This window comes from Microbulbifer zhoushanensis (genome assembly GCF_021729055.1).
In the GTDB taxonomy this organism is placed as follows: Bacteria; Pseudomonadota; Gammaproteobacteria; order Pseudomonadales; family Cellvibrionaceae; genus Microbulbifer; species Microbulbifer zhoushanensis.
The window spans coordinates 35,112-57,312 of sequence record NZ_JAJSAO010000005.1 but is presented as its reverse complement, the minus strand read 5'-3'; the positions used below and the strand labels follow the sequence as shown (position 1 = coordinate 57,312).

At 61.7% G+C, this 22,201-nt stretch carries 17 protein-coding genes; 8 read left to right on the top strand and 9 right to left on the bottom strand.

All coding sequences use genetic code 11. The features are described from left to right. The 4 genes from LVD10_RS11075 to LVD10_RS11060 form a co-directional block, all read right to left on the bottom strand. Nucleotides 1–1,683: a thiamine pyrophosphate-binding protein gene (locus tag LVD10_RS11075; RefSeq protein WP_237063657.1), complete on the bottom strand. Its 1,683-nt coding sequence runs from the start codon at nt 1,681–1,683 to the stop codon at nt 1–3. Nucleotides 1,684–2,128: 445 nt separating this feature from the next. Then, on the bottom strand, nt 2,129–2,491 hold the full coding sequence (locus tag LVD10_RS11070) for a cyclophilin-like fold protein (RefSeq protein ID WP_237063655.1): 363 nt from the start codon (nt 2,489–2,491) through the stop codon (nt 2,129–2,131). A gap of 182 nt (nt 2,492–2,673) precedes the next feature. Beyond that, a complete protein-coding gene (locus LVD10_RS11065) occupies nt 2,674–3,225 on the bottom strand; it encodes a (R)-mandelonitrile lyase (protein WP_237063653.1) in 552 nt (183 codons plus the stop codon). Nucleotides 3,226–3,311: 86 nt separating this feature from the next. Continuing rightward, nucleotides 3,312–4,058 (bottom strand): SDR family oxidoreductase, encoded by a 747-nt coding sequence (locus LVD10_RS11060; RefSeq protein ID WP_237063651.1) that lies wholly within the window; start codon nt 4,056–4,058, stop codon nt 3,312–3,314. Between the two features lie 271 nt (nt 4,059–4,329). Between LVD10_RS11060 and LVD10_RS11055 the strand changes: the two genes are divergently transcribed. Beyond that, nucleotides 4,330–5,262, top strand: coding sequence for an AraC family transcriptional regulator (locus LVD10_RS11055; RefSeq protein WP_237063649.1), 933 nt, complete (start codon nt 4,330–4,332; stop codon nt 5,260–5,262). Nucleotides 5,263–5,398: 136 nt separating this feature from the next. Here LVD10_RS11055 and LVD10_RS11050 read toward each other — a convergent pair whose 3' ends face one another. Continuing rightward, nucleotides 5,399–6,316, bottom strand: a complete 918-nt coding sequence (locus tag LVD10_RS11050) for a LysR family transcriptional regulator (RefSeq protein ID WP_237063647.1) — start codon at nt 6,314–6,316, stop codon at nt 5,399–5,401. 455 nt (nt 6,317–6,771) lie between these two features. Between LVD10_RS11050 and LVD10_RS11045 the strand changes: the two genes are divergently transcribed. The 4 genes from LVD10_RS11045 (at nt 6,772) to LVD10_RS11030 (ending at nt 12,618) form a co-directional block, all read left to right on the top strand. Continuing rightward, nucleotides 6,772–9,195 (top strand): TonB-dependent receptor, encoded by a 2,424-nt coding sequence (locus tag LVD10_RS11045; RefSeq protein ID WP_232941904.1) that lies wholly within the window; start codon nt 6,772–6,774, stop codon nt 9,193–9,195. Between the two features lie 167 nt (nt 9,196–9,362). After that, nucleotides 9,363–10,826 (top strand): amidase, encoded by a 1,464-nt coding sequence (locus LVD10_RS11040; RefSeq protein WP_237063645.1) that lies wholly within the window; start codon nt 9,363–9,365, stop codon nt 10,824–10,826. After that, nucleotides 10,823–11,638, top strand: coding sequence for a putative hydro-lyase (locus LVD10_RS11035; protein ID WP_237063643.1), 816 nt, complete (start codon nt 10,823–10,825; stop codon nt 11,636–11,638). The genes LVD10_RS11040 and LVD10_RS11035 overlap by 4 nt, the downstream gene beginning before the upstream one ends. Then, the gene (locus LVD10_RS11030; protein WP_237063641.1) at nt 11,635–12,618 is read left to right on the top strand and encodes a glutamate cyclase domain-containing protein; all 984 of its coding nucleotides are present in this window, start codon (nt 11,635–11,637) and stop codon (nt 12,616–12,618) included. The genes LVD10_RS11035 and LVD10_RS11030 overlap by 4 nt, the downstream gene beginning before the upstream one ends. A 30-nt stretch (nt 12,619–12,648) precedes the next feature. On the opposite strand, the gene LVD10_RS11025 is transcribed toward LVD10_RS11030, so the two are convergent. The 4 genes from LVD10_RS11025 to LVD10_RS11010 are packed head-to-tail and all read right to left on the bottom strand — an operon-like array spanning nt 12,649 to nt 17,223. Further along, nucleotides 12,649–13,305, bottom strand: a complete 657-nt coding sequence (locus LVD10_RS11025; protein ID WP_237063639.1) for a C39 family peptidase — start codon at nt 13,303–13,305, stop codon at nt 12,649–12,651. Next, nucleotides 13,290–13,844, bottom strand: coding sequence for an NlpC/P60 family protein (locus tag LVD10_RS11020; RefSeq protein ID WP_232941914.1), 555 nt, complete (start codon nt 13,842–13,844; stop codon nt 13,290–13,292). The genes LVD10_RS11025 and LVD10_RS11020 overlap by 16 nt, the downstream gene beginning before the upstream one ends. Then, the gene (locus tag LVD10_RS11015) at nt 13,841–16,051 is read right to left on the bottom strand and encodes a M1 family metallopeptidase (protein ID WP_237063637.1); all 2,211 of its coding nucleotides are present in this window, start codon (nt 16,049–16,051) and stop codon (nt 13,841–13,843) included. The genes LVD10_RS11020 and LVD10_RS11015 overlap by 4 nt, the downstream gene beginning before the upstream one ends. Further along, nucleotides 16,048–17,223, bottom strand: coding sequence for an MFS transporter (locus LVD10_RS11010; protein WP_237063635.1), 1,176 nt, complete (start codon nt 17,221–17,223; stop codon nt 16,048–16,050). The genes LVD10_RS11015 and LVD10_RS11010 overlap by 4 nt, the downstream gene beginning before the upstream one ends. A 423-nt stretch (nt 17,224–17,646) precedes the next feature. On the opposite strand from LVD10_RS11010, the gene LVD10_RS11005 reads away from it, so the two are divergent. From LVD10_RS11005 to aceE, 3 genes are all read left to right on the top strand, one after another. Further along, nucleotides 17,647–18,129: an Lrp/AsnC family transcriptional regulator gene (locus LVD10_RS11005; RefSeq protein WP_091506257.1), complete on the top strand. Its 483-nt coding sequence runs from the start codon at nt 17,647–17,649 to the stop codon at nt 18,127–18,129. A 56-nt stretch (nt 18,130–18,185) separates the two neighbouring features. Next, complete coding sequence (gene megL, locus LVD10_RS11000; protein WP_237063633.1) at nt 18,186–19,370, top strand: methionine gamma-lyase; 1,185 nt, start codon at nt 18,186–18,188, stop codon at nt 19,368–19,370. A 117-nt stretch (nt 19,371–19,487) separates the two neighbouring features. Continuing rightward, nucleotides 19,488–22,199 (top strand): pyruvate dehydrogenase (acetyl-transferring), homodimeric type, encoded by a 2,712-nt coding sequence (gene aceE, locus LVD10_RS10995; RefSeq protein ID WP_237063632.1) that lies wholly within the window; start codon nt 19,488–19,490, stop codon nt 22,197–22,199. Nucleotides 22,200–22,201 lie beyond the last annotated feature (2 nt).

The window sequence follows — 22,201 nt, the reverse complement described above, 5'->3', positions numbered from 1 at the left end:
TCAGGTTTTATTTTGGAACTGGGACAGTGTGACCGTGGGGGACAGCGCTTCCAGGGGTAGGCACAGCTCCAGCAGGGCGGGCTGGTCTGCCGCGCGTGCTGCCTCGAAAGCGGGATAGAATTCCTCTGTGCAGGTGATGGTGGCGCTGTGAAATCCGTAAGCGCTGGCCAGCGCTGTGAAGTCCGGGTTGACCAGGTCTGTCGCCATCACCCGGCCAGGATAGTTCTTTTCCTGGTGTGTGCGGATGGTGCCATAGCTACCGTTGTTGATGACCAGCACGATAATATTGGCGCTGTACTGTCTCGCGGTGGCCAGTTCCTGGATTGTCATTTGCAGGCAACCGTCACCGGCGAAGCAGAGCACATCCCTCTGGGGATGGCGCAGCTTGGCGGCAATGGCTGCGGGCAGCCCGTACCCCATGGAACCACTGATCGGCGCCAGCTGCGTGTGTGCGCGTCGATAACGAAAGTACCGGTGTACCCAGATGGAATAGTTGCCGGCGCCATTACAGATAATGGTATCCGCGGGCAACTGTTCACGCAGGTAGGAGACTATCTCTCCATACTGCAGGTCGCCGGGCAGGGTACCTGGATTCGACCAGGCCTCGTACTCCGCGCGGGCACTTTCCAGCCGCGCACGGCGTCGCTCCAGTCGTTCGGGATCGGTCCGGATCATCGCCAACCCTTCTGCCACCGCTGCTACTGGGCAGGCGAAGGCGATATCCGGTTGTCGTACAGTGACAAGCTCGTCGGGGCAGGGGTGTACATGCACCATTTTCTGGGAGCCGGCCTCGGTGAGGATTTCGTAATTCTGGGTGACAATCTCACTGAGCCGTGCACCCATGACCAGCACCAGGTCCGCGTTTTCGATACGCTGGCGCAAGGCCGGGTTGATGCCCAGGCCGCAATCGCCAATATAAGCGGGATGGCTATTATCGAAGCGGTCCTGGCAGCGAAATGCGGCCACAATGGGCACGGCCTGTCGTTCGCAGAAAGTTTCCAGCAGGGAACGTGCGTCTCCGGACCAGCCGCTTTCGCCGCATAGCAACAGCGGCCGCTCACTCCGGGCAAGCAACTGGTGTAGTTGTACCAGGTCGGCCGGGGCCGGGGCGGCAGAGGGCAACGCAGTAGATATTGGCGGCGCCCAATAAGGGGAGGATTCGCGCAGCATATCTTCGGGCAGTGCGATTACAACCGGGCCGGGTCGTCCGGACATGGCAACCGCGAAGGCGCGATCAATGTATTCAGGCAGGCGCGCCGGCGACTCCACCTGCGCCACCCACTTGGCGACCTGACCGAACATGCGCCGGTAGTCAATTTCCTGGAAAGCCTCCCGGTCCTGCTGGTCGCGCGCCACCTGGCCAATAAACAGAACCATGGGCGTGGAAGCCTGCTGGGCGACATGAACGCCTGCGCTGGCATTGGTCGCGCCAGGGCCCCGGGTGACGAAGCATATGCCCGGCCTGCCGGTCAGGCGGCCATCGGCCTCCGCCATCATTGCGGCACCGCCTTCCTGCCGGCAGGTGATCATCTGGATGTCGGGTGCATCACAGAGGGCGTCTAGCACGGCGAGGTAGCTCTCCCCGGGGACGCCAAAAATGCGATCGACACCCTGCGCCTGCAGGCGCCTGACCAGGATCTGGCCGCCGCTCAGTATTTCTGGCGGCTGGTCGGATTGCGTCATATATGGGCCAACTTCTTATGTTTATTTATGTTGGATATCCCAAATATAACGCATTGGGAAATGGAAAACAGGGGGAGCGCCGGGGATCCGGAGTGCAACATGATTGTCAGGGGAATTCGCTGAGGCGCTTCATTTCAGCGATATTTTGCTTGGTCTGCCGGTGTGGATCCAGGCAATCATATGGTCACCACCTGTGGCCATGATCATGATTGGGAGGAGGCGTCGTAATAGTATTTTGTGTACCAGTGCAATCCGGTACTCAAAGACTGCCGGTATCTATGCTGGAGGCGGGCGTAAGTCGCCGGCGGCCGGTGCTTTGCTCTATCCTGTGGTCGTCCGACTTCAGTGTCTCGAATGCGTTCTTGTACAGAAATCGTGAATGGTACATTAGTTGTGGCTTGGGAATGCCTCCTGCGGTGATGCCCTTAAGCCCTTCAGAGATTACTCAGTCCTGCTGCGAGTCACGTTCGATGGTTGCGGTGACGGAGCCTGGCTTTCTGAACAGTTCGATACCGGCGTCGGCATGCCCCAGCCGAACCAGTCCCTTCGAGTATCCGAAATCGTGATAAAAGATTGCCAGGTTTCCCCAGGGTGCATAGTAGCTGATGTCGCCCGCTGAGGGACTGTAGCCATCGGCGGCTCCGTCCGTAGGCAGGCGGTCGGGAAGGTCGCTTATCTTTTCGGCCTGGTGAAAGTCTTCCAGCTCCAGGGTCAATGGCAGCAATGCGACAAAAGCCCGGGAGGTTGCATTATCCTCGATCGTGGCTGTTACTGTGGTGCCGTCAGCGGTTATCTGGATTTTCGTCAATGTGGTGACCTTGTTTTCGAGGTTGTTATCATTTGCGTAGCCGGGCCGGCCAAGCTGCCCAGGGCAGGGCCGGCAGTTGCCAGCACTGCGATCAATAAAACCAGGGGCGCGAATCTTGTTCCCGATCCCAGTTGGTGATCGGGTGTCTGTTGGCAACTGGGTCGGGAGCCCCGGGCCACGGCTTAATCCAGGTACTGCTCATCGGTAACAGGCTCAAGCCATTCAACATTTTTTCCATCCAGTGCCTCCTGGATGGCAATATGGCTCATGCCCGTGCTGCTGGTCGCTCCATGCCAGTGCTTATGTCCTGGCGGGCACCAGATGCTGTCTCCCGCGTTGATCTCGACACGGGGTTCACCCTCACATTGCGTCCAGCCCTTACCCGAGGTCACGATAAGGAGCTGGCCCAGGGGATGTGTGTGCCAGTTGGTTCGGGCGCCCGGTTCAAAAGTGACGAGCGCCGAAGTGATTCGTGAAGGCTCCTGGGCCTCCAGGTGAATGGGGTCGATGCGCGCTCGGCCAGTAAACCAATCGGCTGGACCTTCAATCGAGTCCTGTGAGCCATTCTTTCTCAGAATCATTCCAACCTCCTTTTTGGTGGCTTGTGTTTCTGCAGCTGCCGGTAAGGCTGCAGTAACCGAACCGGCCAGGAAACAGCTCCCGGCAAAGCCGATCACTGAGGCTTTGAGCCGGTTTGATAAAAAGGCTGGCGCCTTGCGAAATTTACGGATCATACTTCCTTTCCCCTGCTATTGATGGTCAGGTCCCTGCTGCCAGTGGCCCCGGGACAGATCCCCGGGGCCTGGTTGGCCAGCCCGGATCAGATCGGCTGGGCTGTTGGACGGAAGAGAATTTCGTTTACGTCCACGTCCTCCGGCTCATTGATCGCAAATGCAACCATCCGTGCGAAACTGTCTGGGGGGATTGCGATCTGGCTGACAAAATCCTTTGTCTGCGCCTGGATTTCCTTGTCACTGATATGCTCCAGCAGCTCGGTTGCCACCGCCCCGGGGGAAATGATGGTTGTGCGGATATTGTAGGGCTTGACCTCCTGGCGCAGTCCCTCGGAAAGTGTCCGCACTGCGTGCTTGGTGGCGCAGTACACGGTGGCGTCGGGGCCGAGTTTGTGTCCGTAGACCGAAGAAACGTTGATGATGTGTCCCGACTTCTGCTTTGCCATATGCGGAAGCGCGGCGGCAATGCCGTAGAGCGTGCCCTTGAGATTGACATCAATCATCTGGTCCCACTCATCGGTCTTGACCTGCTCGAGCGGGGCCAGGGGCATCAGGCCGGCATTATTGATCAGGACGTCGACCTTACCGAAAGTCTCTACGGTGGTGTCGAGTAGGTTCTGGACCTGCGCTTTATCGACCACATCGGTCACTATCGCCTTCGCCTGGTGTCCAGCGGAGGCCAGCTCTTTCTCCAGTGCTTCAATACGGTCTTTGCGGCGTGCGGCAAGAACAACGGTTGCGCCACGTTCTGCCAGGTGGCGTGCAGCGGCTTCACCATTGCCGCTGCTGGAGCCGGTAATCACGATCACTTTGCCTTTAACGTTATCCATCATGGAAGCCTCCTCATGACTCTGCTGTTCCGTTAACTTGGGTGAAACCATAGCGGTTTTCTCTGGCCGCGACGGATCAGCCGGGAGACCGATTCCGCCGGGGAGGCGTGTGGGCGGTCTCTCGAGCTGTCGGGGTTATTCTGCTGTGCCATCCCCGCGGGTCGTTAGAGTATTACGCTTGCTTTGTTGCCTGATCCTATGAGGCGGTATCGTTTCTGTTGGATGGCGTGGAAACCCTGGGTTATAGTGCATCCGGAGAAAGCGGGAACCTCTTATGGTTGAAGATCACGGCTACAATGCACAGATTCGCCCTTTTCAGCGGGAAATGGCGCAAATAATTGCTGAAAGGGTGAAGGCGACAGGGGACTGGGCGACACCGGTACCGGACCTGCTGTTCTTCCGGCGCGACGAGCCCACCCAGCCGGACTATTGCCTGATTGAACCGAGCATAGTGCTGGTGGTACAGGGCACCAAGCAGATGCTGATCGGTGGCGAAGCCTATCCCTACGATACGAGCAACTTCCTGATCACATCGCTGGACCTGCCGGCAAGTTCCCAGGTGCTGGATGCCAGCGCGGAGCAGCCCTGCCTGGGACTGGTCATGAAGCTCGATATCAGTGTGCTGGCGGAATTGATGGCAGGGGAAGGCCCGCCTGACCCCGGTGAACGGTCGGGCGGGATCAGTGCCGGGCTGGGTAGCATGACCCCGGCGATCATGGAGCCGTTCAGGCGCCTGCTTAATTTGCTCAACGAGCCCGGTGCCATCCATGTACTCGCGCCGCTGATTCAGCGGGAGTTACACTACCGGTTACTGTTGAGTGACCAGTCCGCACTGCTGCGCCAGATCGCATCGGTAGACAGCCAGGGGTACCGAATCGCGAAGGCCATCGATTGGCTGAAAGAAAACTACAGTTCGCCATTGCGCATCGAGAGCCTGGCCGGTCTGGTGCAGATGAGCACGCCCACATTCCATCATCATTTTCGCCAGCTCACTGCCATGAGCCCGTTGCAGTACCAGAAGTGGTTGCGGCTGAGTGAGGCGAAACGCCTGATGCTCAATGAACACCTTGATGCTTCCACAGCATCGTTCAGGGTGGGGTACGAGAGCCCGTCACAATTCAGCCGTGAGTACAGCCGCCTGTTCGGCGCGCCGCCGAGGCGGGATATTGAAAGGCTGCGTGGGGCTACAAGAACAGAGTGCGGTTGATGGGCGACAATAAATCTTTATGTTTCATGAAGTAATACCAGGGAGGCTTGCATGTAAGTAGAGTCCCGGATGGGACTTTGACCGTAAACGCAATCGCCCGCTCGGTGATCGTCGTCTTGCCGGGAAGGCAATCTCCTCACGCCGGCTCTTCCGGTGCCGCTGCCAGCACCCCCGAGATTTCATCCACCAGGCTCTGCCCCGCAGGTCCAAGTGACTTGCGCCGGGACCAGATCAGGTCAGTGCCGTAGGGGTAGGGCGTCAGCTGGAAATTCGTGGTCAGAATACGGATGCTGCCCGCGTCGAGGTGCGGCTTCGCGATATGCAGTGGGACAAAGGCCCATCCCAGGCCGGCGGTCAGCATGGACATGAAAAGCGAGTAGCTCTCCAGGTACCAGATTCGATGGCTCAGGTCGTTTTCCGGCAGTGATCCCTGGTTGCCGGGGGCACTGATGCGCAGGTGCAGGTGATCTTGCAGGTCCTGGCTGGACACAGCGTCCTGCGCGGCCATGGGATGCTGGGCACCTGCCACCAGTACAAAGCTGCAGCTGCCGGCGCCGCGGAAGTCGAAGTCCTCGGGGTAATCCCCCTGGCTCAGGATAATACCGATATCAGCCCTGCCTTCCCGTACCAGCTCTGCCGCACTGTCTCCGGATGCGTGCAGGAGGTTGAGCGACACGGTGGCATATCGCTCGTAGAAAGCATCCAGTCCCTGCACCAGTTGTTGCAGGTCGATGGCGGACTCGTCGATGGCAAGGGTAATCGACTCCTCCACACCTGCGCCCAGGCTACGGCTCTTGGCCTCGAAGCGGGAATAGGAGTTCAGCAGAGCACGCACTTCCTGCAACAGGGCGCGGCCCTGGGCGGTCAGTTTTGGCTCCCGCCCGGCCCGGTCAAACAGTTGCAGGCCTGTGTCGATCTCCAAGTTGCTGATCAGGCCGGAGATGGTGGACTGGGCCTTGCCGAGGGCGCGGGCGGCGGCGGAAAATGAGCCGCTGCGGGCAGCAACTTCGAAGGCCTCCAGCTGCTCAGGGGCGATATAGAAACGGCTTTCCATCCGGGCTTACTTCCTTTTATATATTTTCCTTGCCACTTGCCGGCGTTGTCCGGTCGTGAGCTGGTATCGGTTTTGCCTATGGTAAGGACTCTATCACACCCTTCTTGTGAGTAAACCGGATTGCCCAACCCGGGCCTGGATTGCTCATCTGGGCTGGCGGGGACATGTCGGTAGCGAATGCGGGAGCAGTGAAAACCCTTTCAAATCAGGGCCCTGTTTTGCGGAGGCCTGTAGCTGGTCGCGTTGCCACCAGTCATTTCTGTCATTTATGTCTAAGTTCCGCCGATCTGGCAAAAGCCTGGAAGACACCATAATCGTCGCTGATGCATAGCTTAAACCGATAGGTTGTATTTTGGGCGGCCGGGGTTTTCGGGTGATTCTGTGAGCAAGGGTGAGAGGTGCGCGCCCGGGAGTTTATTCACCGACAGAGACCCGCAAATAATAAGGAACTGGTTATGGTACCTTTCAAGAAGAAGCCGCTCCCTTGTCTTGTTTCCACATTGGCATTTGCCCTGGCACCGGCCGTCTTCGCCCAGGACACCAGCGACGCAGAGGAAGCGAAGGATCAGGAAAAACAGAGTGTACTGGAAACTGTCACGGTAACCGCAACACGCCGGGCCGAGTCAGTCGAGGATATTCCCTACAACATTTCCGCGATCGACCAGGATGCCCTGCGCAACCGAAATATCACCGACGCCAAGAAGCTGATCGAACAGAGTGTCGCCATCAGCGCACCCCTGAACGGCGCCCGCTTTAATGACTCCGTGACAGTGCGGGGCCTGAACGTGTCGCCGGTAAACGCCAACAACCTGGACCAGTTTGTTCGCTCCACCCTGGCGTACTACCTGGACGACACCCCGCTGCCGCATATGCGCTACCGCATCAAGGACATCGCCCGTGTCGAGACCCTCCTCGGACCGCAGGGTACCCTGTACGGGGCCGGTTCCCTGGGCGGTACGGTGCGCTATGTCACCAACCAGCCGCAGCTGGGGGAAACCGAATTTGTCGCCAACACCAGTATCTACCAGACGGATTACAGTGACGGCATCAGCAATGACACGGACTTTGTCGTCAACCTGCCCCTGGGGGACAGCGTAGCGGTTCGTGCATCGGTGGCGAACCTGGACGAGAAGGGTTATACCGATCGCGCCGTCAACCCGGTGTGGCGGACTGGCGACAGTGCCTGGCCCGGGGACCCCAGCCCGGGCAAGACCCTGTATGAGGATGATGACTGGCATGAGGCCACCGGTGGCAAGATCTCATTACTATGGCAGGCCACTGAAGATTTCAAGGTGACATTGAGCCATATCCAGCAGAGTGAGCTGGCCCATGGTATCAATGGTGCCAGCCGCCTGCCGGTCAGTCGTTTCTGTGAAGGCGATATCGACTGTTTTGACACCACTTTCCGCGAGGATACGCCGTACCAGTATGGCGAGCACACTGTGGTGTCCCGTTACGAGGAATTCTCGGACCGGGAATTTGTGCTCGACTCCATTACTGCGGAGCTCGCGCTGGGCTTTGCCGATATCTACTCCACAACCTCGCGCTATGAAGATCAGGCTGCAGGGCAGGGAGATTACGCCGATTACGGCGAGTCTTTCTATGGCTGGATCTCCCCGGAGATTTCGCTCTCAGGCAGTAATAACAGCGCTTACATGACCTTTGACAATGTCTACGAGGGTGTGAGTCACGAAACCCGGCTGGTGTCCAATGGCGGAGGTCCGCTGAGCTGGATTGGTGGCATTTATTATGCAGAGCAGGAGAAGCGCCAGCGTTTCTCGGAGTGGATGCCGGAGCTGGATGAGAATGTTCCCTGGCTGGATCGCGCTGCGGCAGGTGGGCGTGTCAATGAGGGCTACGCCGAGGACCTGGGCGGTACCTATGAAGAGCTGGCTCTGTTCGGCGAGGCTACCTACGCAATGACGGAGCGCTGGGATGTCACTCTCGGTGCGCGGGTGTTCAACTACACGGATGAATCCGATGGCGAAGTGACCGACTACCTGGGCTTTACCAGCGGCGAGCGAGTTGCGGAAATCGAAGGTACGGGCGAGTCTTTCTTCAAGTTCAATACCGCCTACGACCTGACTGATGACGTGATGCTCTATGCCACCGCCTCCCAGGGCTTCCGTCGCGGTGGTGCCAACGCATTCAAGGAGGAGGGCGGCCAGGAGCCCACTGAGGATATCCAGTTCTACGAACCGGATTCGGTAAATAACTATGAGATCGGTGTAAAGGGTTACCTGCTGGACGGCGCGCTGTTTGTACATGCCGACTGGTACCGGATGGACTGGAAAAATACCCAGACCTACTGGAGCCAGACAGTCGGCGGCTACCTGCCGATCAATGGCACCACCAATGGCCCGGATTCGGAATCCACCGGCATCGAGCTGGCGGCAAGCTATCGGCTCGCGGATAACTGGTCCCTGAATTATGAAGCCGCGACGACTGAGGCACAGTGGGCCGAGACAGCCGAAGTCTGCACTTACGGTGGCCCGGATGGCGGTAGCGATTGCTACATTTACGAGAAAGGCGGTGAGCTGGGTGGCTCACCGGAGTGGCGGCATAACCTGGGCCTGAAATTCGATACAGTCCTGGTTAATGGGCTCGGGTTGTCTGCCAGCCTGGCCGGCCGCTATGTCGGTGAGACGGCTTCGGATCGTATCGACAAGGAGGATGGGGAAGCCTATGTGCGCGATGCCTATTCCGTTCTCGATGCCTACGTCGCCGCGGATTATGACCAGTACCGTGCAAGCCTGTGGGTGAACAACCTGTCCAATGAAAACGCGGAGGTATCGGGGCATTTCGGCGGACGCATGGGCTACCGGGCGATCAACCTGCGGCCCCGTACGGTGGGCCTTAACCTGTCCTACCAGTTCTGAGTGATCGCCATTGACCACAGGATGGAAAACCGGGACCGGCATTGCCGTTCCCGGTTTTTTTTGCCCGGGGCGGGGACCTATCGGTGGCGCCATTGGTTGTTCACTTCTACAAGCCGGGGCGCTGCCCCATCATGACTCCAGATTCCAGATCAATCACAGGAAATACCATGTCCGAGGAACTGTGCTATCTCGACGCCTGTGGGGCGATTGAACTCTTTCGCAAGCGTGCCATCTCCCCGGTGGAGGTTATACGGGCACAATCCCGTCGCATCGAAGAGCTGGGCCCGGGTATCAATGCATTCACTGATCGTTACCTGGACCGCGCGATGGCGGGGGCACGGCGGGCGGAAGCGGCCTACATGAATGGCAGCGCGCGGCAGCTGGAAGGCATCAGCACGGCGATCAAGGACGAAACCTATCTCCACGGTGAGGTAACCACCAACGGCTCACGCCTACTGGAACACAACCTGGCTGATGTCACCGATCCGGTGCCCGAGCGCCTGGAGGCCGCCGGCGCAACCTTCTGCGGGCGCACGACAACACCTGAGTTTTCTGTGGCTGCTTATACCTGGTCGGATCTCTGGGGTGTGACGCGCAATCCCTGGAATCACCTGGTTACACCGGGCGGCTCCTCCGGTGGCTCGGCGGCTGCACTGGCCGCCGGCTTCTGCACCCTTGCAAACGGGACCGATATGGGCGGGTCCTTGCGCATCCCCGCCGCCATGTGCGGTCTGGTGGGACTGAAAGCGTCGTTTGGCCGCATCCCGGAAATCCCGCCTTACAACGTGGATCCCTATGTACACCATGGCATGCTCACCCGTAGTGTGCGCGATACACTGCTGGCCTATAACCTGGTTTCCGGTCCCCATCCGGTAGACCTGATGTCGCAGTTGCCGAAAGAGGTTGTAGTCGCAGACCCACTGGACCTGCGGGGCGTGCGTGCGGGCCTGTCCCTGGACCTGGGTTTTTACCCGCTGGAGCGCGACGTACGGCAAAACACACTGGCTTTTGCCGACATGCTGCGGCGTATGGGCGCCGAGGTGGACACTGTCTCGCCGGGCTGGGACGATCGCTGTATCCACACCGCGCAGGTGCACCAGGGAGCGCAGATGGGGCATATGCTGCGGGAAAAGTTTGACCGGCCGGAGTGTCACGAACAGCTCACCTCCTATGCGCGGCATTATTTTGCCCTGTCCCGCGCTGCGATGCCGGCAGCGATCCTGGAGGCACACACCTATGCCCAGGTCATGTGGGAATCACTGGAGCGGATTTTCCGCGACTGTGACTTTATCCTGTGCCCGACCGTGTGCACGACACGGGTGCCGGCAGATTTCGATTACAGCCGCGACAGTATCAGTATCGACGGGCACCAGGTGGATCCGGTCAAGGGATGGTTTATGACCTACCCGTTCAATACCCTGAGTCGCTGCCCGGTACTCTCCATGCCCAGTGGGCTGGCGCAAAACGGCGTGCCCACCGGTGTACAGCTGGTGGGGCGGCCCTATGCTGATGCCGCGGTGCTGCGGGCGGGCCTGGCGGTGGAAGCAGAGTGCGGGACCTTTATCAACGCTCGCCGGAAACCCGGCGTTGGCGAGGAGATGGTACGGGAAGAGCTGGGAGCCGGGGCGTGAGCGGGGAAAGCGGGCTGGATATTCGCCGGGAAATTCGTGCCGGCCGTTTTCGGGCTCCCACCTCGGGACTGGGGGCGGGCCTGGTCCAGGCAAATATCGCCATAGTCCCGGCGGCATATGCCGACGATTTCGCGGCCTTTTGCACCGCCAATCCCCGGGCCTGTGCCCTGCTGTATCGCTCTTCGCCCGGTGACCACCGACTTGCGGCACTTGGCGAGGATATTGATATCCGTTCGGACTTGCCCCGTTACCAGTTGCACCGGGCCGGTGCGGACACGGAAGAGATTACGGATATCCACTGCCACTGGCGGGATGACCTGGTCACGTTTGCCCTTGGCTGTTCCTTCTCATTCGAGGAAGCGCTGGACCGCGAGGGGCTGGAGGTACGAAATATCTCCGAGGGCTGTAACGTCCCCATGTACCGGACACAGCAGGCCTGCAAAGCGTCCGGACCATTCCACGCTCGGCTGGTGGTCAGTATGCGCCCCTTTATGCCCACTGAATTGCCACAAGTGCAACAGGTGTGCGAGCGCTATCCCCTGGTTCACGGTGCGCCGGTATTTGCCGGCGACCCGGCTGCACTCGGGATTACCGATATAGATAAGCCGGATTTTGGCGATCCGGTCCCGCTCCGGCAGGACGAGGTTCCGGCTTTCTGGGCCTGCGGCGTTACCGCGATCGAGGCCCTGCGAAACGCGGGACTCGACTTCTGTATCACCCACAGTCCCGGCCATATGCTGGTCACCGACCGGCTCAACACATCACTGGCGGGCATCCCTGCAGCCGGCGACCTTGACTGGAGTCCGCTGTGAGCCGGCGAAGTTCCAGCAGGCGCGCGCTTGCCGACCATTCCGGGTTGCGGGGCGACGTACCGCAACTTGACGCCCTTGCAACAGCAATGGAGCAAACACTGGTGGACTCCGACTTTCGTGGGATGGCCGGGGTGCGCGCAGTCTGGGGTGGCGGCTACCTGCAGCGCGCGATGAACTGCCTGCTGCGCAGTTGCCAGCGGGTCACCATTATCAGCGGCTTCCCGGTGGGGCAGAGCTTCGAGACAGACGGGCCGGTTGGCGCGCTCGCCCTTGCGGCGGCACTGGAGCAACTGGGTTCCCGGGTACGCCTGGTCGGGCTACCGGATTATCTGCAGCGGCTTGAAGAGCCGGCGGGATTGGTCGGGTTGCGGCACAAGCAGGTATTTGAACCCATGGGCGGTACGGCGGCGGACTTCAGCCTGCAGGTGCAACAACACCTGCATCACTTCCGGCCCACTCTGCTGGTATTTGTCGAAGTGCCGGGCCGCGCCGGGGACAATTGCTATTACAACATGCACGGGCAGGAAATCGGCTCGCAGACAGCCTGCTGGGAGCTGTTGCTCGAGCTGTCCCGCTGCCCGAGTATTGCTTTTGCCGACGGTGGCAATGAGGTGGGCATGGGGCTGGTGGCGCCGATCCTGGAGAGGCAGGGGATCACCCCGGCCTCGGTGCAGACTGATTGCCTGGTGCTGTCCGATGTTTCCAACTGGGGTGTGCATGGCGTGCTCGCACTGGCCTCAGGCTACCTGGAACGGGACCTGATGTTGCCATCCCCACTGCAGCCGCTGCTGGAGTCCATGAATGCTGCGGGCATTGTTGATGGTGTGACGGGGCGGGGCACTGCTACTGAGGATGGACGACCGGCGGTGGAGGGGCAGGCGATGATCGACCGACTCGGGGCCCTGGCGCAGGTATCGGCGTCTGCGCACCATGGGAATATCATCATCGACAACACCACGGTTCCGGAAGCGGGGAGGTGATGCTCGGCTTTAACAGGTATCTCCCGCCGGTCATTGTTTCCCTGTGGCTACCTGCCTGCGGAATATATGCAGCCAGAGGTCATCACCGCTGCCGTTATCGTTGATCGCCAGTTCAAATGCCTCTTTCGGGTAGCGCAGGTCACGCCCGGACATGCCGGTATCGTAGCTGCCCCACTTCTCCAGGTTCCAGCGGCCATTGGGATCGTGCACGGTGTAGTGATCCCCATCGAAACCCGTTACCACCAGGATATGGCCCGATGGCGTGAACCAGCCATGCACGATGGCAGGATGTCCGGTGGCGAGGGCGGCCCGGAGCTCGCTAATAGTGCCGTTGGTCTTGCTGTGAGCGCGCAGGTCGCTCCCCGCAGCCGCGGCGATGCTGTTAAAACCTTCCTGCAGTGCGGCCACTGTCTGGCGTACCCCATCGAGTCGCCCGAACAGGTAGTCCGGGGTGCGGCCAGTTGTTTGGGGATCCGTAAGGCCGAAATAATCGGTCACCATCGCCAGGGAAGTAAGTGAGCAGGTGCGCTCCGGCTGGTAGCGATTTTCAGTCTGCTTCCAGTAGGGCAGCTTGAGTGTCGTTGCGTCGCCGGCAAGAGACCCGCCGAGTGGCAGCAGGCCCATTAGCAGGGTGGGCAGCCACCGCTGGATAAAACGGCCGGCGGTGGGCTTCAATCGGAATAGCACAGAGATTCCTTCAAGCGAATGCCCGAGTCAAAGTCGCCGCTGGGGATGGGGTCGATCCTGACAATACCGTCATTGGAAGTCATGCGATGGATATAGCTCCCGTCACCCAGGGCGATGCCCACGTGGGTCAAGACACCCTCGGCCCAGTCCCCATAGGTATTTTTCAGGAACACCAGGTCGCCGGCCTGCAAATCCTCGAGGCGGATGATTTTTTCACCGAATTCATCCGCGGCCAGTGAGTCCACATGTTCCGGGAGCAGCTCATCGTCCGGGCCGAGCAGGTGCCCGTCCCAGGGTTCCTGTGTCTCGATGGTGGCGAAATGCTTGCCGCACGCCGCCACCAGCACTTCCCGGGTCCAGTTCATGCATTGCTCGGCACTGCCCACCCGGTATTCTTTATTGTCCCAGGGCAGGGCCTGGGCCATGACTTTACTGGCCATGTCCTGCCGGGGCGCCGTCGATTCTGCTGCGGCCATTGCGGGCAGCAAGAAGATGGCGAGCAGCGGCACCACAAGCCCGGGGAGTTGATTTCTGTTCATAGTGCTTCGATCTCAATACAGTTGTTGCTTCGGTCTGTATCCGGCGTCAGCCACAGGGGGTCGATACAGATACGCTGTGGCCGGGAGGAGTCCGGCAGGGGGACCTGCAGCACCAGCCTTCCCCGGTCGGCCCGCATCCATGTCTGCGCGGGAATTTGCCAGCGGAAGCCGCGTCCGTCGTCCATAGCGATATCAAGCGGCACCGGCAACAGGCCGTTGCCGCCGTTGGCCAGCGTCAGCTGAAACCAGCGTGTGGTCTCACCGGGCGCGGGCAGTTTGCTGCCGGCGTTGGTCATGGCCTGGGCCACCGGCTGTTGCTCCAGGGGTTTCGTATAGCCATCCACGAGCTCCGGGTCACGATCGACGGCAAAAGAGGTAATTTCCCCGGCGGTGTAAGCCAGCGCCGGTGGCTCTGGCTGGGCGATCGGGCTGGTGCTGAGGAGGGTTCCCTGCTCGGCGATGCCGGTAATGGCAAAGTCCACGTGGTGCGCGGCGTAGAACCAGCTGCGCCAGAACCAGCTAAGGTCTTCCCCCGCGGCATTCTCCATGGCCCGGAAAAAGTCCCCGGGCACGGGGCGCTTGCCCTGCCAGTCGCGGGCGAAGCGGCGTAAGCCCCGGTCAAAGGTCTCCGGCCCCATCACCAGGTGCCGGAGCATGTTCAGGACACTGGCAGTCTTGTTGTAAGCATTGGGGACTTTTTCTTTCAGGCTGTCGGCGCTGGTCATGATGGGCTGGTGGTTGGCTGAGAGTGTGTAGCCAGCCACGCTACGCGGTTCCCCGTAAATAACCTGGAAACTGGCCTCCCAGGCATGCTCGGCGCGGTATTCCAGGAAACTCACCAGGCCTTCATCCAGCCAGGCCCACTCGCGCTCATCGGTATTGATGGCCATCGGCAGGTAGTTGTGACCCACCTCGTGAATCACGCTGCCGATAAAATCGTATTTTGTCTGCGCATCCCAGGGCTGTTCCTCGCCTCCCTTCATGCTTGTGTCATCCGCGTTGGTTTCCGCCGTATTCCTCTGCGGGCGTAAACCGATGGCAGAGAGACCGGGATACTCCATACCGACACCCGCCACATTCACCACACTGATGCTCTGCCGGGGCAGGGGGAATGTGGCGCGGTCGAAAATCTCCAGCGTATGCTCCATCGCCGCCAGTCCGAAGGTCTCCCAGAGGGGGGCTGCCTCGGCAGGAAAAAACAGTTGCAGGCGGCGCCCGCTGCGGTCCTGTTTCTGTAGCCACTGGAACACCGGGGATGCGGCGAACGCAAAATCCCGCAGTTGTTCTCCCTGGAAGAACCATTCCTTCCGCCGGTCGGTACTGCGCCCGCGTCGTTGCTGCGCCCGCCCGGCATCCACGATCCACTGGGCGTCCCCGGTCTCGCTGTCCCAGTGTCGCAGTTGCTCGCGGTCCAGCACGTCGCGGGCGTTTTGCAGCTCACCGCTGGCGGCCACCACATAGTTCTCCGGCACAGTGATACGCACCCGGTAGCGACCCAGCTCGGGGGAAAACTCGCCCTGCTGCAGGAAGGGCTTGAGCTGCCAGCCGGCGTAGTCTGTGTAAGCCACCGCCCGGGGAAACCACTGTGCTGCGAGGAAGATACGGCTGCCGTCATCCAGTGCTTCGTATCCGCTGCGCGCCGCTGCGGCCTGCTTGTCCAGCAGGCCGAGCCGCCACCGGAATGACAGTGCCACCTGGTCGCCGCTTTCCAGCGGGGCTGGCAGGCGTACCTGCATCAGGGTTCCATGCTGTTGCCACTGCAGCGTTTGTCCGCTGGCCAGTTGCACCGACTCGATGTTAAAGCCCGCGGTGGCGCCGGCCCGTGCCATGACGACAGTTCTCGCTGGCGGATCACCGGCGAGGAGCTGATAGCTGGCGGTGCTGTCGTGGAGGAGTGCATCCTGGTCGAGGGCGAAGTACAGGTTGTGCAGACGGTCAGGCGAATTGTTGTGGTAATACACCAGCGCACTGGCGTCCAGTTGCGATTCCTCCGGCAGGAGCTGGACGTCGAGTTCGTAGTCGACCCTTTGCTGCCAGTAATTCGACGCCGGTGTGCCGTTGGCGGAGCGGAACTGGCCGAGTCCCAGCGCCGTCTGTCCCAGTCGCCGGAACGGGTCCCCGGCGTCCTCCGAGGCCCGTGCTCCCGTGCCGGCGCACAGAAATACCGTGAGGCAAAGGGCATAAAATGGCGCAATGGGATTGCTCATGGGGTGCCAGGTACTGGTGCGGCCTGGGTACTTGGCTGCCAGCCTTCGGTTACCAGCGCCATCGCCAGTGCCAGGACCATGCAGCCGATGCCCAGCCACAGGACCCCGGCGTAACCCCATGGCTGGATTGCAGAGGCGGCGAGGGGCGGCCCGAGAATTTCCCCCACCTTGAAGGCGCTGGCGCAGAGCACGATAAACCGCCCGGTATCGTCAACGCGGTTGAACTGGTCCATCAGCAGGGGAATGGTGAAGCTCCAGAAAAACTGGAACACGATTGAGGTGGCAGCGTACAGGAGGAAGGCGTTCACATCCGCCTGGCCCATCAGCAGGGCCAGGGTCGCTACCTGCACGGCGAAGGTGGTCACCAGCGCCGCGGGCCGGCCCAGGGCGCGGCTGGCCAGCGGGGTGGCCAGGGATCCCAGGCCGCTGAGCGCAAACCCGATACCCAGCAGGTCCCCGACCCGGGCACCGTCCAGACCCATATCGACACCGATGCGTTCCAGGTAAGCCCACACCGCTGAAACGCCACAGTAGTAAACCACGGTGGTGGCGAACACCAGTAGCGATCGCCTGTGGAGCAGGGTGAGGATAGCGGGGCCCGCAGCCCGGGATTCCCGCCCGGAGACAGGAAACGCCAGGGTACAGGCCACTAGCGTGGCCACCAGCCACCCGTTCAGGTAGTGGAAGAAGCCATTGACCTGCCAGAGCTCCATGATCCGTGGCACTGCGAAGAACCCGAGGGTGCCGAAGGTCACCTGCGCGGTCACCATCAGGCCGAATGCCAGTGGCGGGCGGCGGTGATCGCCGAGCCCGGCCAGCGCTACCGCATAAGCCGCGCCGCAACCCAGGCCCGCCAGGATCCGGAACAACATCAGCAGGGGGAAACTGTCGGTATCCAGGCTGAGTAAATTGCCACCGAGAAACAGCGCCAGCCCGGCCAGGGTTACCGGGCGCCAGGGTAGCTGGCGGACCCAGAACAGCGCCGACGCGGAACTGGCAAAGATGCCGATCACATCCGCTGCCGCCAGCCAGCCGACCTGGGACTCGGTGAAGTTTCCCTGGTCGCTGAGCCCGCCGACCCAGAGGGGCAGCAAGGTGAGCACGGCGGCGCCCATCATGGACACCATCAGCAGGCTGGCGAGGTTTGGCCAGCGATCGGGATACGGCTGCATATTGCTGTTCTTCTTTTATGCGGGGCTATGCCCGAAAGTTTACCCCCAGTCCCGGGCGTATCGAAATACACTCGATCGGTCACGGCGATAGGTGGGAAATAGACGGGAATAGGTTAGCCGGCTCTGGTCGCCGGCGGACATGCCCGGATCAGGAGGGTATATGAAAGAGGGCTCCGTATGCAGCGGAGCCCGCGCCAGGGCCAGCCCGATGGCGGGCTGGCTTTTTTTGATGGGCGATCCCGGCCGGCACACCGGATCCCCTGACCGCCGCGCGCGGTCCCTCCGTGCCCCACCTAATAACCGAAAATCCGGTCGCCAGCCGAACCGAATTTTCTTAATTCGAGCCGGTGGCAAGTCATTGCTACTTAACAATATTCAGAATAATCTAGATTTTTCCTAATCATACTCTGTGAGGCCTCTCGAATGGTAACCTCTGTTTCGTCGCTGGACCGTACGGATATCGCCATCCTGCGGGTCCTCCAGGCCGAAGGGCGGATCAGCAATGTGGAGCTGTCCGACCGGGTGCACCTGTCGCCGCCGGCCACGCTGGCCCGGGTCAGGCGGCTGGAACAGGAGGGCTATATCAGCGGCTACGCGGCGATGCTCAACCGGGAGAAGCTGGGGCACGACAACCTGGCCCTGATCGAGATCGCCCTGGAACTGCACCAGCACGAGCGGATCGCCGAGGTGCTCGACCGCCTGGTGGCCATGCCCGAGGTGCTGGAGTGCTACCACGTGACCGGTGAATACGACTACATGATCAAGGTCAGCACCGTGAACAACCGCGCGCTCGATCATTTCATCGCCGCGCGACTGATACCGCTGCCGGGCATCGCCCGGATACATACCAGCATCGTGTTGAAGGCGCTGAAGCAGACAACCGAGCTGGATCTGCCGGAACCCTAGGCGGGGCACTACCAGCATGAGTGCCTCGCGGATGTATAACGATAAGAGAGGCACACATGTGGGAATCCAAGAATATCGAGACCAATGCCATCCACGGCGGCAAGCAGTCGCAGGGTGAGCACGGGCCGCTGTCCACTCCCATCTACCAGACTTCCACCTTCGTCTTCGACGACGTGCAGCAGGGCGCAGATCGCTTCGCCGGTGAGGCGGGCGGGCACATCTATTCGCGGCTGGGCAACCCCACCGTGGAGGAGCTGGAAAACCGCATGGCCATCCTCGAGGGCACCGAGGCGGCCGCCGCCTTCGGCTCCGGCATGGGCGCGGTGTCTGCAGCCATCTTCGCGCTGCTGAAGAGCGGCGATCACCTGGTCACCTCCCACCGCCTGTACGGCTGCACCTACGCGCTGTTCAACCACCAGCTGCCGGCGCTCGGTATCGAGGTCAGCTTTGTGGACCTGGCCGACCCGCAGGCAGTGCGGGAGGCCATCAAGCCGAACACCAAAGTGATCTACGGCGAGACCCCGATCAATCCCTGCATGACAGTGATGGACCTGGACGCCCTGGCCGGTATCGCCAGGGAGCGCGGTATCGTCACGGTGATCGACAACACTTTCATGTCGCCGATCCTGCAGCGCCCGGCCGAGCACGGCATCGACCTGGTGTTGCACTCGGCCACCAAGTACCTGAACGGCCATGGCGACGTGGTAGCGGGCATCCTCTGCGGGCCGGCTGAACTGATTGACCAGATCAAGATGACCACCCGCAAGGACATGGGCGCGGTGATGAGCCCGCACGATGCCTGGCTGGTGATCCGCGGCCTCAAGACCCTGCACCTGCGCATGCAGCGCCATGGCGAGAACGGCCAGGTGGTGGCCGAGTACCTGGAGAAGCACCCGGCGGTCGAGAAGGTCTACTACCCGGGCCTGCCGGACCACCCCGGTTACAAGCTGCTGGGCAAGCAGATGAGCGGTGCCGGTGGCGTGATGGCGTTCGAGCTCAAGCAGGGCTTCGAGCAGGCGGTGGCCTTCATCAACGGCCTGCAGATGTGCAAGCGTGCGGTCAGCCTCGGCGACGCCGAGACCCTGATCCAACACCCGGCCTCCATGACCCACTCCACCTACGAGCCCGAGGAGCTGGCGGCGGCGGGTATCTCCCGCACGCTGATCCGCCTGGCGGTGGGGCTCGAGAACGCCGAGGACATCGTAGCCGACCTGGAGCAGGCGCTGGCCGGTATCGGCTGACAGCTGGCACTGGATTTACGGTATAGGAGTGATGACAGCCCGCCCGGTTTCCGGGCCGGGCTGTCTTTCCCTCTGGAGAATGGACCGGAGTTGAAAACGGGGTAGGGCGAGGTGAACATGCAAGTGGATCCGCAGGAGTGTGTCGGGGAACTGGACCCGGAACTGCAGGAGTGGCGGGAGGCGCTGGACGATATCCTGCGTTACCAGGGCGCCGGCCGCGCCCGGGAAATCCTGCGCGAACTGCAGGAGCGCCTGGTGCGCAGCGGCGTGCCGCTGGACGAGGCGCCGCTGAACACCCCCTACCGCAATACCATCCCGCTGTCGGCGCAGCCTGCCTATCCGGGAGACCTGGAGCTGGAACGGCGGGTGGAGGACATGATCCGCTGGAACGCCATCGCCATGGTATTGCAGGCGGCAGACAGCGGCACCGGGGTCGGCGGCCATATCGCGACCTACGCCTCCGCCGCCACCATGCTCGAGGTGGGTTTCAACCATTTCTTCCGCTGCCGTGACGAGCGTTACGGCGGCGACCAGCTCAACGTGCAGGCCCACGCCGCGCCGGGCATCTACGCCCGTGCCTTCCTGGAGGGGCGTCTCACCGAGCAGCAACTGAAAAACTTCCGTCGCCAGCTGCAGCCGGGCGGCGGCCTCTCGTCCTACCCGCATCCGCGGCAGATGCCGGGTTTCTGGCAGGCGCCCACCGCGTCCATGGGGCTCTCCACCCCGTCGGCCATCTACCAGGCCCGCTTCGCCAAGTACCTGGAGGCGCGCGGCCTCAAGCCCGCCAACGGTGGCAAGGTGTGGAACTTTATCGGTGACGGCGAGGCGGACGAGCCGGAGGTGCTGGGCACCATCAATATTGCCGCGCGGGAAAACCTCGACAACCTGGTGCTGGTGGTGAACTGCAACCTGCAGCGCCTGGATGGCCCGGTGCGGGGCAACGGCAAGATTATCCAGGAGCTGGAGCGTAGCTTCCGCGGCGCCGACTGGCAGGTGATCAAGGTGGTGTGGGGCAGCGGCTGGGACACATTACTGCAGAACGACCACCGCGGCGTGTTGCAGAAGCGCATGGACGAGACCCTGGACGGCGACTACCAGCTGTATTCCACCCGGCCGGGTGGCGCCCAGCGCGAGCACTGGGTGGAAAACTCCCCCGAGCTGCGGGCGCTGATGAGCAGCCTGACCGACGACGAGGTGCGCGAGATCAAGCGCGGTGGCCAGGACCCGAAAAAAATCCACGCCGCCTTTGCCCGCGCGGCCGAGGGCAGCGGGCGGCCCACGGTGATCCTGGTGAAAACCGTTAAGGGTGACGGCCTGGGCGAGACGGCCCAGGGCAAGAACACCGCGCACCAGCTGAAACAGTTCTCCCGTGACGACCGTATCGCCATTGGCCGCCGGCTGGGCATTCCCCTCGACGAGGAGGCACTGGCCGGGGCCGCTTTCTACCGCCCGCCGGAAGACTCGGACGAGCTGCGCTACCTACGCGAGCGGCGCCGCGCCCTCGGCGGGCCCATGCCGTCGCGACGCGTTGACTGTGCGGCGCTGGCGGCACCGGAGCGAAAACTGTTTGCAGAGTTCTACCGGGGCAGCGGCGAGCGCGCCATCTCCACCACCATGGCGGTGGTGCGCATGATGGCCAAGCTGATCAAGGACAGGAACGTCGGCAAATATATAGTCCCCATCGTGCCGGACGAGGCGCGCACCTTCGGCATGGAGGCGCTGTTCCGCGAGGCGGGCATCTATGCCCCCGGTGGTCAGAAGTACCAGCCAGTGGACGCCGACAGCCTGCTGCCGTATCGCGAGGCGGCGGACGGCCAGATACTGCAGGAGGGCATCTGCGAGGCAGGTGCCATGGCCTCATTCCTGGCCGCCGGCACCGCCTACGCCAACCACGGCGTACCCACCATCCCTCTGTATATTTTCTACAGCATGTTCGGTTTCCAGCGGGTGGGTGATCTCATCTGGGCCGCGGCCGACAGTATGTGTCGCGGCTTCCTGCTCGGCGGTACTGCCGGGCGCACCACCCTTAATGGTGAGGGGCTACAGCACCAGGACGGCCACTCCCCTATCCTGGCTTCCACCGTGCCCAACCTGCGCAGCTACGACCCGGCCTTTGCCTACGAGCTGGCGATCATCCTGCGCGAGGGTATCGACGAGATGTACGGCCGCGGCGAGCAGGTGTTCTACTACCTCACGGTTTACAACGAGAACTACCCGATGCCCGCATTGCCGGAAGAAGCGCTCGAGCGGATCGAGGAGGGCGTGCTGAAGGGGATTTACCTCTACCGCGAATCGGAATTGACGCCGGGCGGCGCGCCCCGGGTGCAGCTGTTCGGCAGCGGCAGCATCATGCAACAGGTGCTGGCCGCGCAGGAACTGCTGGCTGAAAAGGGCGTGTGTGCCGACGTGTGGAGTGTCACCAGCTACACCGAGCTTGCCCGCGACGCCGAACAGGTAGAGCGCCACAATCGCCAGCAGCGCGGCGCAAAACGGGAGCCATATTTGCAGCAGGTGCTGCAGGGCATCGAGGGTCCAGTCGTGGCCTGTAGCGACTACATGCGCGCACTGCCCGCCAGCATCTCCCGCTGGGTGCCCGGCCGTTACGTGGTTTTAGGCACCGACGGTTTCGGCCTGAGCGAAGCGCGGGATGACCTGCGCAGGTATTTCGAGGTGGACGCCGCCAGTATCGCCTACGCTGCGCTGGCGACGCTGTGCGAGGAGGGCGTGATCAGTTCCGGTGCGTTGACGAGTTATGGCGGGGAACAGGGTGCAGTTGGCGAGTCATCCCACGACGAGCAGTCGAAATCAGCCCCCGTGCTTGCGGAGTGAGC

Bases quoted from the DNA above. Each gene is read 5' to 3' on its own strand.
- LVD10_RS11005 (WP_091506257.1), top strand. From the start codon at position 17,647: ATGGTAACCTCTGTTTCGTCGCTGGACCGTACGGATATCGCCATCCTG.
- LVD10_RS11065 (WP_237063653.1), bottom strand. From the start codon at position 3,225: ATGATCCGTAAATTTCGCAAGGCGCCAGCCTTTTTATCAAACCGGCTC.
- LVD10_RS11055 (WP_237063649.1), top strand. From the start codon at position 4,330: ATGGTTGAAGATCACGGCTACAATGCACAGATTCGCCCTTTTCAGCGG.
- aceE (WP_237063632.1), top strand. From the start codon at position 19,488: ATGCAAGTGGATCCGCAGGAGTGTGTCGGGGAACTGGACCCGGAACTG.
- LVD10_RS11010 (WP_237063635.1), bottom strand. From the start codon at position 17,223: ATGCAGCCGTATCCCGATCGCTGGCCAAACCTCGCCAGCCTGCTGATG.
- LVD10_RS11040 (WP_237063645.1), top strand. From the start codon at position 9,363: ATGTCCGAGGAACTGTGCTATCTCGACGCCTGTGGGGCGATTGAACTC.
- LVD10_RS11075 (WP_237063657.1), bottom strand. From the start codon at position 1,683: ATGACGCAATCCGACCAGCCGCCAGAAATACTGAGCGGCGGCCAGATC.
- LVD10_RS11045 (WP_232941904.1), top strand. From the start codon at position 6,772: ATGGTACCTTTCAAGAAGAAGCCGCTCCCTTGTCTTGTTTCCACATTG.
- LVD10_RS11015 (WP_237063637.1), bottom strand. From the start codon at position 16,051: ATGAGCAATCCCATTGCGCCATTTTATGCCCTTTGCCTCACGGTATTT.
- megL (WP_237063633.1), top strand. From the start codon at position 18,186: ATGTGGGAATCCAAGAATATCGAGACCAATGCCATCCACGGCGGCAAG.
- LVD10_RS11060 (WP_237063651.1), bottom strand. From the start codon at position 4,058: ATGATGGATAACGTTAAAGGCAAAGTGATCGTGATTACCGGCTCCAGC.
- LVD10_RS11020 (WP_232941914.1), bottom strand. From the start codon at position 13,844: ATGAACAGAAATCAACTCCCCGGGCTTGTGGTGCCGCTGCTCGCCATC.
- LVD10_RS11050 (WP_237063647.1), bottom strand. From the start codon at position 6,316: ATGGAAAGCCGTTTCTATATCGCCCCTGAGCAGCTGGAGGCCTTCGAA.